The 17,506-nt window shown below is 68.1% G+C and carries 8 protein-coding genes; all 8 read right to left on the bottom strand.

The window, feature by feature from the left end; genetic code table 11:
* Window positions 1–6: 6 nt before the first annotated feature.
* The 8 genes from BACI348_RS07450 to BACI348_RS07415 all read right to left on the bottom strand — a co-directional run bounded on the left by BACI348_RS07450 (window position 7) and on the right by BACI348_RS07415 (window position 17,453).
* Window positions 7–1,689 (bottom strand): serine/threonine-protein kinase, encoded by a 1,683-nt coding sequence (locus BACI348_RS07450; protein WP_159824637.1) that lies wholly within the window; start codon window positions 1,687–1,689, stop codon window positions 7–9.
* Window positions 1,686–3,887 carry an FHA domain-containing protein gene (locus tag BACI348_RS07445; RefSeq protein WP_159824636.1) on the bottom strand — a complete coding sequence of 734 codons (2,202 nt, stop codon included), beginning with the start codon at window positions 3,885–3,887 and terminating at the stop codon, window positions 1,686–1,688. Before BACI348_RS07445 ends, BACI348_RS07450 begins: the two co-directional genes overlap by 4 nt.
* The gene (locus BACI348_RS07440) at window positions 3,874–4,836 is read right to left on the bottom strand and encodes a PP2C family protein-serine/threonine phosphatase (protein WP_236557488.1); all 963 of its coding nucleotides are present in this window, start codon (window positions 4,834–4,836) and stop codon (window positions 3,874–3,876) included. The genes BACI348_RS07445 and BACI348_RS07440 overlap by 14 nt, the downstream gene beginning before the upstream one ends.
* Entirely contained in the window at window positions 4,833–6,377 is a 1,545-nt protein-coding gene (locus BACI348_RS07435) for an RDD family protein (RefSeq protein ID WP_503487626.1), read from the bottom strand. The genes BACI348_RS07440 and BACI348_RS07435 overlap by 4 nt, the downstream gene beginning before the upstream one ends.
* On the bottom strand, window positions 6,374–8,902 hold the full coding sequence (locus BACI348_RS07430; RefSeq protein WP_236557487.1) for a transglutaminase-like domain-containing protein: 2,529 nt from the start codon (window positions 8,900–8,902) through the stop codon (window positions 6,374–6,376). Before BACI348_RS07430 ends, BACI348_RS07435 begins: the two co-directional genes overlap by 4 nt.
* A complete protein-coding gene (locus BACI348_RS07425) occupies window positions 8,899–10,230 on the bottom strand; it encodes a DUF58 domain-containing protein (protein ID WP_159824634.1) in 1,332 nt (443 codons plus the stop codon). The genes BACI348_RS07430 and BACI348_RS07425 overlap by 4 nt, the downstream gene beginning before the upstream one ends.
* 58 nt (window positions 10,231–10,288) lie before the next feature.
* Window positions 10,289–11,260 carry an AAA family ATPase gene (locus BACI348_RS07420; protein ID WP_159824633.1) on the bottom strand — a complete coding sequence of 324 codons (972 nt, stop codon included), beginning with the start codon at window positions 11,258–11,260 and terminating at the stop codon, window positions 10,289–10,291.
* A gap of 85 nt (window positions 11,261–11,345) precedes the next feature.
* Complete coding sequence (locus BACI348_RS07415; protein ID WP_159824632.1) at window positions 11,346–17,453, bottom strand: Ig-like domain-containing protein; 6,108 nt, start codon at window positions 17,451–17,453, stop codon at window positions 11,346–11,348.
* Window positions 17,454–17,506 lie beyond the last annotated feature (53 nt).

Raw genomic sequence — 17,506 nt, 5'->3', positions numbered from 1 at the left:
TGCCGGTCATGGGCCGGTGCAGGCAATGGACGCCTGCTCCATGGGCGAGAAAGCACCGTCGGTGCGGACGATCATCACCTGGACGCAGGTTTGCCCTGACGGGTTCGGTTTCACCTGGACAGGCGGCTGGTCGATGGACTGGTATTCCCCGGCGCCGCCAATCGTATAGACCCGCCACTTATAGGTGTCGCCCGGCTTGGGCTGCGGGTTGGTCCAGGTGAAGGACGCATCGCCGCCGGGAGCCAGGGTCCCGGTGAGGCCTTCGACGTCGGGCACGGTGCCGTTGTCGAGGGCATCGGCCGGCGGTTTGCTGGCTTCCAGGCTCTGCGGCGCCCTTGGTGTCTCCGGCGCGGCGTTGGCGACCACGATGCCCACCACCGCGGCGAGGGCCAGCAGAGTGCCGCCGGAGATGGCCAACCAGAGGTTGCGTTTCCCGTGGTCCGTGCCGGCCGGGGCGTCTTCGATGGGTTCGGCCACGCGCGCCGGCCGGTGGATGGTGGTGTCTGCGGCATCGCCGCCGTCGGGAGGCCCGGCACCCCTGGATGGGCCCAAGGTGTCCGGCGCGCTGCCGGCGTTGCCGCGGAGCACGGTGGACTGGCCCCAGTCCTGGGGCTGAGATGCGGGAGGGGTGGCCGGCGGTGTTGACGCTGCAGGCGGGGTAAAGCGCGGCGACGGTGCCTCCGCAGCAGGGACCTGCGGCCGGGTGCGTGCCGGGAAAGTGGGAGCGCTGCCGGTCCGCTCCGGGTCGATGGCCGCGATGCTCCGCACGCGGGTTTCTTCGGCGTCGCCGTCCGGGTGGCTGTCCTCCTGGTGCGGTTCCTCGAGTACTTCGAAGGGCGTGACCGAAAGGTTGAGCTCAGCCTGGATGCGCTGCAGGGCCAGGGCGAAGGCGTGGGCAGACGAGTACCGTGACTGCGGGGACTTGGCCATGGCCGTGGACAGGGCCAGCTCCAGGGATTCCGGGACATCGGCACGGCCAAGGCGGGGCACCGGCATGTTGCTGATCCGGCTGATCAGCCCGCGCTGGGAGTTGTCCGCGCCGGGCATCACAAACGGTGACCTGCCGGCCAGCAGCGTGTAGAGCGTTGCGCCGAGCGCCCACACGTCCACCATCACGCCGTCCACGGTGCCGTCGGTGAACTGTTCCGGCGGGGACCACGGGATGGACATGCCGGAGTCCTCGTCGCCGCCGCCGGCCAGGGTGCCGGAGATGCCGAAGTCCGTCAGGGCCGGACGGTTGTAGTCTGTCACCAGGATGTTGGCGGGTTTGATGTCGCGGTGGGCGATGCCGGCGCGGTGGGCCGTTTCGACGGCGGACGCCACCTGGATGCCGACGGCAAGGACTTCGTCCACGCTGAACCGCTGCCGGCGGTACCGGACGTCCAGGCTGGGCCGGGAGCAGTACTCCATGGCCAGGTAGGAATGCCCGGCGTCGGTGACTTCCGCCTCGAAGATGGTGACGATGTAGGGGTGCGAGGACAGCTGGGCCATGAGGTTGGCCTCGGACTCGAACCTGCGGCGGGCGCCTTCGGTCTTCAGGTCCGAAAGCAGCACCTTGACGGCCACCTTCCGCTTGGGCCTGTCCTGTTCGTAAAGGTAGACGTCGGAGAACCCGCCGGATCCAAGCGGGCTGATGTAGGTGAACCCCGGGATATGGGGTGGCGGCGCTGCCGGCCGTTTGGAACTCACGGAATCTCCTCAAAGCGCAGCGAGATGTTGTCGCCCAGTTCTGCGATGTCGCCATCGAGCAGGATGGCCATCTCGTTTTGGGCCAGCCGGCGCGGCGGCTGCCCTTCGCGCACCAGGATGGTGCCGTTGGTGGCCTTGAGATCGCAGAGCATCACGTGCCAGCCCTCCAGCCGGACTTCCACGTGGGAGCGGGAGATATCCCCGCCGGGACTGGCCACCTGGACCAGCCGGGGCATCTCCCCACCCTGCACCCGGGATACGGAGGGTTGCCGGCCGATCACCAGCGACTGTTCGAGGTCCACCACGTCCCCCGTGGAGATGCGCATCCGTCCGAGGCGTGGACGGGCCACCTGGACGGCGTCCGGAAGCAGGCCCGCGCCGCAGGTGGCGCAGGCGGGATTGGTGGGCGGGTTGGCGTGGTCCCGCGGGCACAGCCGCGCCAGCACCAGCGGCCCGGCGGCAGCGGCAGTGTCTTTCGTCCCGCGGACCGGCGCCGGTGCCATCCTGCCCAGGCTGCCCTTCATCACCGTCTGGCCGTCGTGGTCGCCGTCGTATTCTGCGGGGCCGGTTCCGGGCGTGGGCATGGCCGCTGTGGCGGCGGTTGGGGCCGGTTCGGCGGGTACGGCTGACAACATCGGCGAGGGCACCGCAGGGGGTGCGGCCGGCGTCCGCCAGGGCACGGAGTCGATGAGGCCGCCGGGCGCGGGTGCGGACGGAACGGGTGCGGACGGAACGGGTGCGGACGGAACGGGTGCGGGCCCTGATGGTGCGGGCGGACCGTCCTGCGCGACGGCGGGTGGCGTCTCCGTGATCCCCTTCCCCTTGCGGTCCACCGAGTCAGCCCCTGCCGGGGATTGGTCCAGGCCGTCAAGGGTGGCGGGTGCACCCGCTACTGCAGGGCCGCCGTCCGCATGCTCTCCGCCGGCGCCCTTAGCAGTCCTCTCCTCTTCGGTGGCCCGCTGCCCAGTGGTCCCGTGGCCCGGACCAGGGGTTTGCGCATGTGCTGTTTCCGGGTCTTCGCGGACGGCAGCGTCTTCGATGCTGCGGACCACTGTCCGCTCCCAGAGGTGGTCGTAGGAGCTGGTCATTTCGGCTGCCGCAACCTGGTCGGCTGTACTCGGCGTGGCGGGCTCCGGTGCCGCGGTGGGGGTTGTCGCCCCGGCAGCGGTTTGAGCTTCGGTGCCGGTTGCTGGCTCCGCGGCACTTCCCTCCGCGGCACTTCCCGCGTCGGTGCCTGTCCCTGCCTCGGTGTCCGTTTCTGCCGCCGCGCCAGTCCCTGTGCCGGTGCGGGTTCCTGCCAGAGCGTCGACGTCGAAGTCCTCATCGGTGACCGCGTAAACGGTCTCGGCGGAGGCCCCATGCTCGGGGGCCACGGTGATCCCGGGAGGATCCGGCTGCCGGGCCTCTTCGCCGGCGGGCGCCGGAACCGGCACGGACGCGGCGGAAGTGGCTTCCGCACCGGACGATGGTTCGATCACCGCCGGGGCAGCGGTTGCTGACGTCGGCGGCGCCGCGGCAAGAGGGACTGCGGCAAGAGGGACTGCGGCGGCTGCCGACCCCAGCGGGGCTGCGGCAGTAGGGGCTGCGGCCGCGGCCACCGGCGAAGAAACACCCGCCCGGTCTGCTGCGGGACCAGGCTCCGCAGCGGCTTTGGTCCCTGGGCCGAGGGTGAGTGCCAGGGACTGCAGCAGCACCACGCCTTCCCCGAGCGGCAATTCCGGCAGGTCACCCTGTGGCTGATCAGGACTTGGCTGGTGGACACCCGGCTGGTTGGTTCCCGGCCGGTCGACACCCGGCCGGGCCCACTCCTGCGGATAGCCAAACCCACCGGCCGCTGCGGGGATGGTCAGCCGGCACAGCCCCGGATCATTGAGCCGCCGCTCGGTCCAGGTAGTCACGTCCCGGCCGTTCAGCTCCAGCGGGCCGCCGGAGGACTGGACCGTTACATCAAGGTCACCCCGCAGGAAGACCCGGAGCGGGCCGTCGAAATCAAGGATGCCAAAGGATGGGATGTTGGCAAGGGATCCGCCGGAACTGCTGGTCACCATGTGGAGAACCTCGTGCACCTCCGGCCGGCTTTCCAACAGGTCCCAGACCGCGGCAATAAGGGCCGGCCGGGTGCCCGGCCCCAGGAGGACAGCCGTGCGGGAGCGCAGTATGCCCAGCCAGGTCCCGGGGATGTAGCTAGCGGCGCTCATCGTCCGGTTCCCCGCTCTCATCCGCCGTCCCGGTTGCCGCTGTGCCAGTTTCCGGGGTGCCTGCTTCCGGGGTTCCTGCTTCCGGCGTTGCTGGTTCGGCCGGAACAGTGCGGGGCAGTGTGATCCCGTCTTCTGCCGGTTCGGGGCGCGGTGCCGTGGTGGCTGCACCGGCGTCGTTCAGGACGTTCCGGACGTCCACCACAATGACGGTGACGTTGTCCCTGCCGCCGCTGCGGAGCGCTGCCTGGATCAGGGCGTCGACGGCGTCCTGGGGATGGCCCACGGTGCTGAGGATCCGGTGGATATGTTCATCCGTGAGTTCGCCCGTGAGTCCGTCGGAGCAGACCAGGACCCGGTCCCCCTCCTCCACCGGCAGCAGCCAGTAGTCTGCCTCGGTCTCATCGCCGGTGCCAAGTGCGCGGGTGACCACATGCCGGCGTGGATGGATGGTGGCCTGCTCCGCCGTGATCTCCCCGGCGTCAACGAGTTCCTGGACCTCGGAGTGGTCCACGCTGATCTGTTCGAACCGGCCCTGGCTCAGGCGGTAGGTCCGGGAGTCGCCGATGTTCATCACCAGCCAGTAGGGCATGCCCATCTGCTCCACGATGACGGCACCGGCCAGGGTGGTGCCGGCACGGGCACCGGTTGCTTCGCGGATCGAGTCGTCCGCCTTCACCAGGTACTGCTGCAGTACAGCTGCGGTGACGGTCCGTTCGCCGGTGGTGAGCTGGGGAATCGATGCCAAGGCCCGGACACACATCCCGCTGGCGACCTCGCCGGCTTCGTGGCCGCCCATCCCGTCTGCCACGGCGAAGACGGGATCGGAGGCGATGTACGAATCCTCATTCAACTCCCGGCGGAGTCCCCGGTCCGTCCCGTGGCCGACGCTCAGGCTGAGCTCTGCCCCCGGTTTGATGCTGGAGGGAACGCTTGCGGGCTGTTGGTTCATGCCTGTCCTAGGTAAAAGGTGCGGTCTCCAAAATGGACACTGGATCCCGGGGTGACAAATGCGGGCACACCCGGCTGCAGGGGCGTGCGGTGGCCGTCGGGGGTGGTGACGGCGCTGCCGTTGGTGGAGTTCCGGTCCGTCACCCAGATCCCGGCTCCGTCGGTCAGCAGGTGGAGGTGGGTTTTGGAGATGGACCGGCCGGGGTCGTCGACGGCGAGCAGCTGGGCCTGCTGCTCGCCGGCCTGGCCCACGGGGTTCCTGCCCACCAGCACGCTGCGGTCCAGCTGGAAGTCGCGGCCGTCGTCGAGCCTGATCCGCAGTACTGCGACCGGTGCCGGCGCAGCCGGCCCGCCGCGCACCTGGGTGCGGTCCACGTCGTCGTCCGCATGCCATTGCTGGACGCGCGGTTCCGGAACGGTCCGGACCGGAGCTGCCGCCGGCACAGCCCCGGAATGAGCGGTCCCAAACGGAACGGCCATCACAGGAGCAGCTGCAGGCCCGGCGGGGCCGGGGACCGGCGGAACCGGGTGCGGCGCAGGGTTGGGGGCGGGCGGTTGAGCGCGCATGATTTTGGGCGCGTTGGCGCCGGCCACCGGGGACACCACCTGCTGCACCGGGGGCAGGTCAAGCGGGGCGAAGCTGTAGGGCCCCTGGATGCCGCCGCTGGTGATGGGGTTCCGGCCCGCCTTGACGTCAAACGCGAGGGTTTTCGCGGCAGCATCGTGCCAGCCGCGGAGCCGGCCGTTTTTGTCCCAGCTGTTGGACACCACCACCACCACAGCCCAGGCCGCGCCCACCAGCACCAGCGGGCCGAGGACAATGAAAGCGGCGGCGAACCACTGGAACACCACCACCAGGATCGCGGCCAGCAGCGTCAGCAGGATGCCGGCACCGGTGATCAGGCCGCGCAGGAAGAGTGGAGCGGCACCTGGGGCGTAGCCGTCGTTGTCTGCACTGCGGATGCCCATCAGCACGTTGCCGGGGGTCTTGCCCGTCCGCGCTTCCCAGCCCATCACCACGAAAAGGTACACGAGGGTCAGGCCCAGTCCGATGCCGCCGAACAGCACCAGGGACCCGGTGTCGTAGATGATGAAGCCGCCGCTGCGGGTCCGCGTGATGCCGGCGAAACCGAGGGCAAACGTGATCACCAGCACTGCCAGGGGCGGAAGCCAGTCAATGACGGCAGCACCGAGGCGCTTGCCCGCGGCAGCCGGAACAAGCTGAAGATTCACTGCCATTCCCGTTCCTCCCCCTGGACCGGCACCCACCTGCGTGGTGGACCCGCCGGCGCTCCCCCGGCCTGTGCCCGCGTTGACGCCCCCGGCGGCAAATGCCTGGGGCCTTTCTACTATCGGGATAGTACCGGGAATCCCCGGCAGGTGCGCGGCATGGGAACCGGGGCGGGGATCAGCACCCGGACGGGGCTGGCCGAGGCTGCGCGCCGCCCGGTTGGGCTGCGGCGCCCCGCAGGCTGCACAAAAGGCAGCCCCGGCGCGGAGCGGTTGCCGGCAATGGGGGCAGTGCCCGGCGTCGTCTCTCACTGGCTATTGGGTCCTTGCGTCGTGGTGTCCTGTGTGGTGGTGTCCTGCGTGATTGTTCCAGGACGACGGCGGCCGAAGCCCTTCAAGGAGGACAGCGCCGGGAGTGCCGGCCCGGCGCCGCCCCGGCGCAGGAGGGTGCGCGCGTCGGAGAGCAGCGAGCGGGGCGAGAACCTCGCCTGCTGCCGGCGCCAGAATCCCACGGTGGCGGTCATTTCCTTCAGCGACCCGTCAACGATGGTCCAGTACTCCCGGACCTCGTCCTCGCTGGGCTGGCCGGCGCCGAAAATTGATGCGTCTGCCCGGCTGGCCAGCATGGTGGTGGTGCCGCCGCTGGCAGGGAACGCTTCGGCCAGTACCGCCGCGCTTTCGCGCCGCGTGGAACGTGTGTCGACGGCGGCCCCCATGTCGGTGGCGAGGCTCACCACCTCGCTCCAGCCTCCGCTGACCCGCTGCGCAGGGTCACCGTCGCGGAAACGCGACTTCCGTCGTCGTGATTTCAGCAGCGCAATCAGCAGGAGCGGCAGCGCGAGGATGGACAGCGGAATCAGGGCGACACCCAAGGCACCCAACAGGGCTCCCCAGAACAGCCAGGGGTTGTTCTTTTTCTGGTCCGCGTCCAGGGCGTCCGGCGAAGAGTCCGGCGGCAGGTCCGCGGGTTCCTGCGGCGGGGGCGGCGGCTGCAGGACCTGGGGTTTGGGCTTGGATTTGTTCTCGGGATCCGGCGGGATGGGGACGTTGTCCTTGGGCGGGGTGGGGTCGAAGCTGACCCAGCCCACCCGCTCGAACGCCACCTCAACCCAGGCGTGGACATCCTTGCCGGTGATCTTCACTTCGCCGGCCCCGTTTTCCGGGCTGGTGGGCTCGGGGTAGAAACCCATCACCACGCGGGACGGGATGCCCAGGTGGCGGAGCATCAGGGACATCGCCACGGCGTACTGTTCGTCGTCGCCCAGCATCTGCTTGGCGGTCAGGAGGTTCCTGATGCGCGCCGACCCGTGGCCGGAGACGCTGGGCAGCTGCCCCTCACTGACCAGGCCGTTGCTGAACGCGCCGGTCTTCTGGAAGTGGGCCTCGATCTGGCGGACCCGGTCGATGGCCGTGGGGGCATCCGCCGAGAGGTCGTTGGCCTGCGAGCCAACCACCGGCGGCACCTCGATGGGGGCCGGCAGGGACACCTTGGCGAAGTCGTACTGCGTCAGCTGGCCGTGTTCGAGCTTGACGGGGTCGGAGACCTGCACGCTGTAGGAGTCGCCTTTGGACAGCCCGTTGGTGGTGACTGCGGTATCGGTGCCCGAGTTGAAGTAGAGCCCGGAAGCGGCCGGGGAGGCACTTTGGGCAAAGCTGATGCCGGTGGTCTTGCGGCCGCCGGGAACAAAGAAGCCCTGGTAGTCCTCGATGGTGATGCCGATGGAGTAGTCGTTGGTGGGGACCACTCCGGAGGTGTCGGCGAGCGTGTTGATGGACTCGGTATCCCCCACCTTGCTGAAGTTGCCGGAACCGTTGGGGTCCATGGCGTAGTTGGTGCCGTTGAAGGCGTCCAGGGCGCCCAGCCGGACCCTGCCGTCGCGCGGCAGCCCCGTGACCACAAACAGGGTGTCGTCCTTTTTGTCCTTGACGAACGTGCGGAAACTCGCAAGCGGGGTGATGTAGTCCCTGGGATCGAACGGCGGGACCACCACGTTCCGGAGGACCTTCCGGTCTCCCCCGGCGGTCACCAGCGGTGCGGACACCGCGGTAACAGCCACGCTCGCGGCGATCACCCCGGCCGCCATTCCCAGCCTGCGCAGCCGGGCCCGCTGGACGCTGGCGGAGTCCGTTTGCGGGGTGTTGACGGCCACCTTCCGGGTGCTGCCCATCCGCAGGGCGTCCCGGCGGAACGTTGCCCAGGCGATGCCCAGTACTGTCAGGCCGATGCCGCGCTCGAGGGTGAGGAAGGCGGCATTGGTGCTGAAGGCGATGCCGGTGACGAAGAGGACCAGCACAGGGATCAGCGGCAAGTACGGGGTCCTGGCCCGCCAGGTCAGGATTGCTGCCACCAGTGCCGTGATCAGGGAACTGAAGAACGGGACGATCAACACGCCGCCGGCGGTTCCCACCGGCACCCCGACGGTCAGCATGTCCTTCCAGGCGAACACGATGCCCAGGAGGAGGATCCGGAGCGAGTCCAGGGTGGGCACAAAGCCGGCGATGGCCGAATCCGGTACTGCGAGCAGCGTCCCGAACACGAGGTAGGCGCCGAGGGCCAGGGCCGAGGTGATGAGCAGTCCCAGGCGCAGGTGCGCGTTGAGGACGCCGGTGGCCAGGCCCAGGATGATTCCGCCGAAGCCGGACAGGAGGTAGTACGGATCGCCGCCGAAGCTGAGCCCGAAGCCCAGCAGGCCCAGCCCCAGGAGTACGGTGAGGGCGCCGGCGTCGAGCAGGAAATGCCAGAGCGGCTGGCCGTCCTCGAAGCCGGATGGCCGGCCGCTGCGGGCCGGTTGCCGGGCGGATGTGGGGCGCGGGCGCAGGCCGGGTGCGGAGGTCATGCTGCCGCCTTCCGAAGAACGATGCCGAGGTCGGCGAGGTCGCCCAGGGTGAGCACTGTCAGGTCGGCGATGTTCGCCCTGCTGGACGCGGCGCCGGCCTCCACCCGGACCGCGAGGCTGCGCACCCCGGGCGGAACGGAGGCGGCGGCGGACCTGAGCTGGGTGGCGGTGACGTTACTGCCCACCACAAAGAACACCACGGAGGCGTTGGGAACTGTATCGGCCAGCGTCCTGGCGAGGTCGACGGCGGTGCGCCGCATGGGTGCCCCCACGATCCTGGTCATATCGTCAAGCATGTTCCGGCCGGTTTCGCAGCGCAGCGGGCCCTTCTGGGTGAGGACGTCCAGCTCGCGTTGCTCGCGGATGGCCTGCCGCCCGATGGAGGCGGCGGCGGAGATCGCCATTTCGAACTCCTCTTCCGAGGCGTATTCGTCCGTGTTGATGGACAGGGAAATGGCGAGGTGGGCGCGGCGGGTCTCTTCGAACTGGCGGACCATCAGCTTGTTGGTCCGTGCCGTTGTTTTCCAGTGGATGTGCCGTCGGTCATCCCCGGGGACGTAGTCCCGCAGGGCATGGAAGGAGACGTCGGCGCTGGACAGCTCGGTGGTGGGCATGCCTTCAAGGTCGCGGATGAAGCCGGCTGCGGATCCGGTGAGGGCCACTGTGCGGGGATGGACGAACAGGTCCTCGGGCTCGGTCCACAGGACCTGGCGGCGCAGCAGGTGCAGCGGGTCCGCGCGGACTGAGCGCACCGGTCCCACGACGATCACCGCACGGCGTGCGGTGGGGATGGTGAAGAGGTCCTCGTGGACCTGCCGGGGTTTCATCCGTGGCAGGTGGAAGACCGCGGTGACGTTGCCCACCGGGAGTTCGACGGCGGCGGGCAGCAGTGGGCGGTTGGAGGTGTTGGTGACGGCGATGCTGCCCACGGCGTTGTCGCCCACGGCGACGCGGGTCCGGGCCAGGTCGAGGACCACGCCGTAGGTGGAGCGGCCGAGGATGAAGCCGACGGCAATGACAAACATCACGAAGGCCGCCACGGCGGCGGCCTTCGCCTCCTGCCAGCCGTAAGCCTGGCCCGCGGTCCAGAGCAGGACGGCTGCTGCCAGGACCGACCAGCCCAGCACGCTGACCACCGAAAGGACGGGCCAGGCGTGCTTGAGCCAGGCCGCCTTGGCGGTTCGCCAGGCAGGGGCCAGGGCAAGGCCTGCGGTGCTGCTGGCCTCAGCCCAGACGGCGGAAGGGTGCAGGCGGGTGGGCCGGCCGTTCCGGCGGAAGGGTTGCCTGAGGTGCTCGGCGATCCGGGTCAACGGGGTGCCGGTGGACATATGTAAGCCTTCATTATGCGCTGGTGGATGGAACTTGGTGGCCGTGCGGGTATGGCGGTCAGGCGTTGGTGCGCTGCTGCGGCGCCGCCACGTCCGCCAGGATGCGGGTCAGGACCGCGTCGGCGGTGGCGCCGGAGAACTCCGCTTCGGGATCCATCACAAAGCGGTGCGTCCACACCACGGGGGCGAGTTCCTTGACGTCGTCGGGCAGGACGAAGTTCCGGCCCTGGGCGGCTGCCCAGACCTTCGCGGCGCGCACCATGGCCAGGGCGCCCCGGACCGAGACGCCAAGCCGGGTTTCGGGGGCGTTGCGGGTCTCCTCGCAGAGCCGGGAAATGTATTCCAGGACGGCGGTGTCAACGTGGGCGGTGGCGGCAAGGTCGGCCATGTCCGCCACGGCCTGGGTGGTAATGACGGCGGTGAGGTCCTGGGAGCGGTCCTTCAGGTTGGAACCGCCCAGGAGCCGGACTGTGGACGCGTGGTCCGGGTAGCCGATGGACGTCTTGATCAGGAAGCGGTCAAGCTGCGCCTCCGGCAGCCGGTAGGTGCCGGCCTGTTCGATCGGGTTCTGGGTGGCCATCACCATGAACGGGCGCCCGGCGGAGTAGGTGACACCGTCCACCGTCACACGGGATTCCTCCATGACCTCCAGCAGCGCAGATTGGGTCTTGGGCGAGGCGCGGTTGATTTCGTCGGCCAGGACGATGTTGTTGAAGATCGGTCCCTTGTGGAACTCGAACTTCTGGGTCTTCTGGTCGTAGATGGTGACACCGGTGACGTCCGAGGGCAGCAGGTCCGGGGTGAACTGGATGCGGTTGTTCGAGCCCTGCACCGTGGCTGCCAAGGCCCGGGCCAGGGACGTCTTGCCCGTGCCGGGGGCGTCCTCGAACAGGACGTGCCCTTCGGCCAGCATGGCGGTGAAGGTCAGCCGGATGACGTGTTCCTTGCCCAGGACGGCCTGCCCCACATTGGCGACGAGCTTTTCAAAGGTGTCTGCAAACCAGGCGGCCTGCTCGGTGGTCATGGTCATGGGCTTGCTCTTCCTTCTGTGGTGTTCAGGTTGGTGTGCGGGGCCCGGAGAAACCGGGCCCCGCTGGTGCGCCGGCGGTGCCGGGTCAGCCGTTGGGCATTCCGTTGGGCGGGTTGCAGCCGATGTTGCTGGTATCGCAGCGGATCCAGTTGCCGGCCGCCATGCCGGAGGTCAGGTGGTACCAGATGCCGCTGGGGTTGTTCGACGTCTTGTACCAGACCTGGTAGCGGTCCGTCTGTGCGGGTGCGCCGGCGTCCAGCCACTTACCCCCGCCCGTGCACTGTGACGGGTTCCCGGCCACAAAGCTGTCCGTGCCCTTCCGGGGTTCGGTGCAGCTGCGGACGGGGCTTGCCGTGATGGCCCACGAGCTGGGTGGCGGAGGCGTGGGATCCGCACCGGACCGTGAGTTGGCTTGCCCGGCAGGACCCGGGTCAACGGTGACTGCACGGACACGGAGGGTCCGCACCTGGTCCCAGCCGCCGGCAGGCCGGTCGTACCGGTTGGCCTTGCCCACGTTGATCCAGCCGCCGCCTTCGTAGCTCACCTCGAAGTGGCTCAGGGGCCGGCCGTTCATCGGCGGGTTGTTCCAGGTCCAGTGAACGTCGCCGTCGCCCTTTGCGGACGTGCTGCCGTCAACATTGGGAGCGTTCGGCGGCCCGTACGGGTTGCCGGTGCCGATGGCCTTGGCATCGCCGGACACGTTGTTCTTGGTGGACGTGGCGACGATGGTGACGGTGATGTCCCGGCCGTTGGTCATCCCGCCGATCATTCCGCCGCCCGCGGCGATGGCGCCGCTCCTGCCGTCGGCGTTGTAGCTGTAGGCGATCTCGCTGGCGGTGGAGCCGTTGCGCTGCGCCTCGGTCAGCGGCGTGAACGTGACCTGGAGCTGGCCGCTGGTTCCGGTGGCCGCCACCGTTCCGCTGCTGACCTGGCCCGGCTTTCCGGCCGCACGGATGGCCGCCGACTGGGGGCTGGTCCCGCTAGTGCCTGCCTTGTTCGTGGCGGAGACCGTGAACGTGTAGTTGGTCTCCGAGTTGTCCACCGTCACGTTTTGCGTAGTGCCGGCAACCTGCTGGCTGGCCACCACGGCCCCGCCCCGGAGGGTGGTCAGGGTGTAGGCCGAGACGGCGTCACCGTTGTTGTTGGGCGCAGCCCAACTCACCTTCAGCTGGCTTTGCGAACCCAGCGAACCGGCCTGCGCCGCGGTGGGCGCGGTCGGCGTTGCCGGGACACCCGCCGGAACCTCGGCGGCCGAGTACGGGCTCCACTCCGAGGGTTCCTTGGCCTCGTTGCGGGCCAGGACCCGGACCTTGTACGAGACGCCGTTCTGCAGGCCCTTCCAGACGTAGCTGACAGCGGTCAGGTTCTGGATCTGGGCGTTCTGCCCGGGCGGCGGCGGTGAGATTTCCAGGTCGTAGGACTTCACCGGCGACCCCTTGCTGGCCGGGGCCGTCCAGTTAACGGACAGCTCCTTGTCGCCGAACTTCAGCGACGGAGCCAGCGGGGTATCGGGCTTGACGTCCGGACGCACCTCTGCGGAGGCGGGCGACCGGTCAGACTCGCCGAACTCGTTGGTGGCCGTGACCTGGAAGTGGTACTTGGTGTTGTTGACCAGCCCGTTGAGGGTGCAGGTGTTGGCGGGGCAGTCCTGCTGGAACCCGCCCTCGCCGTACACGGTGTATTTGGTGATGGGTGAGCCGCGGTCCGCGGGCGCAGTCCAGTTCAGCAGCGCTGTCCGGTCCCCCACGCTCTGGGCCTGCGGGGTGGTGGGCGCCTGCGGTTTGTCCTTGACGGTGAGCCGGATGCGGGCGGTTGCCTGCCGGGATGAATCCCCCGTCTTGTCCGCCACGGTGTAGGACACCACCATGGTTCCGGTAAATCCAGGTGCAGGTGTCACCGTCACGGAATCTCCGCTGACCTCCACGTTGCCGCTGCCCGTTTCAGTGTTCGCTGCAATAATCTTCAGCGCCGTTTCCGGGAAGGGGTTGGCGTCGTTGGCCAGGACGTTGACCGTGACGGGCTTGCCGGCGGCGGCGTTGTCCTCCACGTCGTCGTTGGCCACAGGTTTGGGGCGGTTCGAGGCGGTGACCGCCAACTGGTAGGTGGCGGTGGCCTCAAGACCGCGTGGGTCCCGGGCCTTGACCTGGACGGCGGCGGTGGTTCCGGTACCAGTGGAATCGGCTGCCGAGACCTTCAGGGACTTGCCGTCGATGCTGGCGTTGAAGCCGGCCGGCGAACCTCCCACCAGCTCGTATTTCATTTTTTCGACGTCGTCCCGGTCCGGGTCCGTGGTCAGCTTCGCCAGGTCGGTGCTGGCGGAGTCGCCCTTCGGAACGTCCACGTTGGCGCCGAGGAGCTCGGGCGCGTTGTTCTTGTTGGGATCGGGCAGTACCTTGGTGCGGATGCTGAGGGTGGACTTCAGGCCGGCCGCATCGTCAGGGCCTGTTCCGTCCGTCACCTCGAAGGTCAGCGAGCCGGGGCCCACGTAGTCGGCGCCTGCCGTGTACTTGAGGCCGGTGCCGTCCCGGGTCACGGGATCGCCGCCGTCGGCGCCGATCAGTTTGATCCGGTCTGCCTGGGTCAGACGCGGCGACCAGCCCTCGCGGACTTTCACCCACTCGTCCAGGTCAACGTCCACGGACTGGCCCGCGATGACCTCCACGACTTCGTCCTTGGCCAGGGTGGGCACCTGTTGTCCCAGGCCCGGGACCCAGATGACCGCCGTCGACTGCTGGCCGTCCACGTCCTCCACGGTGTACGGAATGAGCTGCGGCTGCTCCGTCAGGTCCACCACCATGTTGCCTTCGGGGCCCGGCCGGGCGGTGGTGGCTTCGGTGCTGATTTTGAGGTTTTCGCCTACACCGTCGGGGTCCTCGTCGTTTTTCAGGACGGGGACGTCCACGGCGGTCTTGCCCAGGGTTTGGGCGGACGTCACCCTGTCATCCCGGGCAATGGGCGCCTTCAAGGGCACCTCGTTGTCTACGACCACACGAATGGCAGCCTGCGCCGAGGCGTCCCGGTCATCGGCGATGGTGTAGCGCACGTTGACGGTTCCGGCTTCGCCCGGGGCCAGCAGGATGATCCTTCCGCTTGCCTTGCTCACCGTGGCCTGAAGTTCCGGATCAGCGTCGATGCCGTCGGTCAGGATGCGGATCAGGTCCCCGTCCGGGTCGGTGTCGTTACCGGTGGCGTCGACGGCGATCTGGCGTCCCGGGCGGACCCGCACCTCATCGTCCACGGGAGTGGGCTTTTGGTTGACTTCACCGCGCGGGGCCACGCCCACCGTGACCGTGCCGGTGTTGACGGCGCCCTGCCGGTCCACCACCTTGTAGCGGAACGTGTCGGTGCCTGCGCCGTCGCCGGCGGCAGCGAAGTCGATGAAGTTGCTGCCCACCGTCGCTGTGCCCATGGCCGGGGTGCTGTCGATGCCGGTCAGTTGGACGGAGTCGCCGTCGGAGTCGATGCCATCCAGCGGCACGGGAATCCGGACGGTATCGGCGGCCACCACCCGGGCCGTGAGGTTTCGCGGCTGCGGGCGTGAGTTCTCCGCGCCCTCCAGCGGCAGGATGTGGATGGTCACGGCGGCGGCGCTTTTCTGGCCCTGCGGGTCCACCGCGTTGTAGATGGCCCGGACCGTCTTGGGCTGGCTGCCGGCGATGAACCGCAGCGTGTTTTCCGAGACGAAGCTCTTCCCGTCCGCCGGGTCCACAGCCTGCGGCAGGACGGGGTCCACAGTCAGTTCCTGGCCTTGCGGGTGGGTGTCGTTGTCGAGCACCGGGATGGTGACGACGTCGTTGACCCGGACGTTCACTTCGTCGGGTTTGGGCTGGGGTGCTTCCACGACGGCGGGGGCCGGGACCGGGACCACCGAGACGCTGCCGGTGGCTGACTTCGTCCCGTTCGACATGGTGTATTCGAAAAGGATGGGGTCCTTGGCCCCCAGGACGTCCGTAATGCGCAGGACGGCGTGGTTGATCACGCTGACGGACGCGGTGGAGTTTTCGGGCAGCTTGACGGACTGCAGCACCAGGACCCCGCCGGACGGGTCGGAGTCGTTAGCCAGCGGGTCCACCAGCACGCTGCCGCCCGTGGGCATCAGAGCAACGTCGTGGACAGCGACGGGGTTGCCGGTGTCGTCGCCGGATTCCACGTCCACCCGGATGAGGCCCTGGCTGCTTTGCGGGCCGTTACTGGCAATGTAGGTGAGGTAGACGGGGCCGGGAGTGGTGCTGCGGAACGTAAAGGTGCCACCGTCGGTGACAGGGCCCAGTTCTGCGGGGCCGTTGGCTTCCACCTGCGCCAGGCGGAGGGCTCCTCCGTTGGGATCGACGTCGTTCTTCAGCGGGGAGATGACGAGGTCCTGGCCCACCACGGCGGTGACGTGGTCGGCGTTGACTACCGGCGCCAGGGCTCCCGGCGGCTGGACGTTGACCACCACTTTCCCGGTGACCGTGGCCCGGCCGTCCCAGATGGTGACTTCGACATTCTTTTTGCCGGCGGTGGCACCGGAGTCCTGGAAGGTGAGCAGGCCGTCGCGCCGGACCTTGACCTGGTCCTGCTCGTTGTCGGCCTTGGCGTCAAGGAGTACCAGGTCGTCGCCGTCGGGGTCAATCCAGTCGGTGAGGATGTTCTGGCTGACGGCTTTGCCCTGTTCCACCAGCATGGTGGTGTTGTCGCCGCGCTTGAACTGCGGCGGCTTGTTCTCCTCCGCACCCACCACGCTAAGGGTCACCTGGCCGGCGGCGGAGAGGCCGCGGCCATCCGAGGCGTTGTAGCTGAACGTCTCCGTCCCGGGTTTCGCGCCGGCCGGGACGGAGACCTGGAACGCGGTGCCCCCGTAGATGTTCTCCAGGGTGCCGGCCTTGGGGCCGGTGTCAGTCACTGCTGCGGTGAGCACGTCGCCGTCGGGGTCGGAGTCGTTGTCCAGGACGCTGAGGATGGTGGTCCGGCCAGGGCGGACACCGACGGCATCGGGTTTGGTTTCGGGCGGACGGTTGGGTTTGGTGCGGTCCGGCAGGACGTTGATGGTGTTGTTGTCCGCCGATTCCTGGTCCTGCTCGTCGGATTCGTTCTTGGGTGGAACAACGTCGTCCCAGTTGTTGACCAGCTGCATGTTCTGGTTGACCAGCCACACATTCCCGGAATTCACATCATTGAGGACCACCAGGTCCCGGTTCACCCGGAACACATACGACGGCGACGCACTCGCCTTCGGCACATCCACATTCTTGTCATCAGCATCATTCACACAATCCCGGACATACTTGTTCGCCCCCGACCACGCCGCATGCACACACCCGCCCAACTGCACCGGCGCCGCCGGCACACCCTCACCATCAAACGTCACCGTCGTCGCCGTCGCACCATCCAACGGCTGCTTCAACAACGCCTTCTGCGTGGCGATCGCCACGAAGCCGCTGCCCGGACCGGTCTGCTGCAACTTCGCATCCCGCGCATTATCCAACTGCAGCCGCTTGCCGCCAGGAAGGAACAACTTCCCCGCCGCCGCATCCAGGACGACAGGCCTGTCCCCCACCACCGTGACCTGCAGGTCCCCCGAACCCTTCAACCCAGACCACGTCTCAGACTCCGACGACACCACCGCACCATTGGCATCCACCCCGGTCACCGACACCACACCAGACTTCGGATCCGCCGAATAAATCCGGTCATCAGCGCCCACCGCGGACACCGTACCCTCCGACCCCACCAACACCGGCTCCGACGCTTCCTCATCAAAACCATTCACCGTCGACGGCGACACCGCCCACACCTTGCCCGACGCCGCATCCGTCACCGAAATCACCGACGAACCAAAACTCACATCCGCAGCCCCCGGCAACCGCTTATCCCCACCCAAACGCATATTCGCTGGCGACACCTGATTCAACGTCGAACCAGACTCATCATCAACAAACACCTCCCCCGCATCCTGCAGGATCTCAAACGTAGTCGACGCCGGCGTCACCGCACCGTCCAGGACACGGGACGGGTAATTCAACCTGCCGACCGCGTTCTTGGACTTCGACACCACCCACACACCACCATCGTTCAACTCCACCTCAGTGGTCTTAAACCCCGGATACAACACCGCACCCGCCACCACCACAGCAACAACAGCACCAAACACAGTGGCGCTAACGAGCTTCTTATGTCGCGTCTTCAGCCCAAGCTTCCCCAGCAGACTTGTCACAGCGTTATTTTTCCCTCAGTTTGTGTGGCCGTATGGCAGCCCGTTCGCGGTAC

This window comes from Arthrobacter sp. 9AX (genome assembly GCF_902506095.1).
In the GTDB taxonomy this organism is placed as follows: Bacteria; Actinomycetota; Actinomycetes; order Actinomycetales; family Micrococcaceae; genus Arthrobacter.
Note: the sequence above shows the minus strand (reverse complement) of the source record. Positions and strands in the feature narration are given on the sequence as shown.

Bases quoted from the DNA above. Each gene is read 5' to 3' on its own strand.
- BACI348_RS07445 (WP_159824636.1), bottom strand. From the start codon at position 3,887: ATGAGCGCCGCTAGCTACATCCCCGGGACCTGGCTGGGCATACTGCGC.
- BACI348_RS07440 (WP_236557488.1), bottom strand. From the start codon at position 4,836: ATGAACCAACAGCCCGCAAGCGTTCCCTCCAGCATCAAACCGGGGGCA.
- BACI348_RS07430 (WP_236557487.1), bottom strand. From the start codon at position 8,902: ATGACCTCCGCACCCGGCCTGCGCCCGCGCCCCACATCCGCCCGGCAA.
- BACI348_RS07425 (WP_159824634.1), bottom strand. From the start codon at position 10,230: ATGTCCACCGGCACCCCGTTGACCCGGATCGCCGAGCACCTCAGGCAA.
- BACI348_RS07420 (WP_159824633.1), bottom strand. From the start codon at position 11,260: ATGACCATGACCACCGAGCAGGCCGCCTGGTTTGCAGACACCTTTGAA.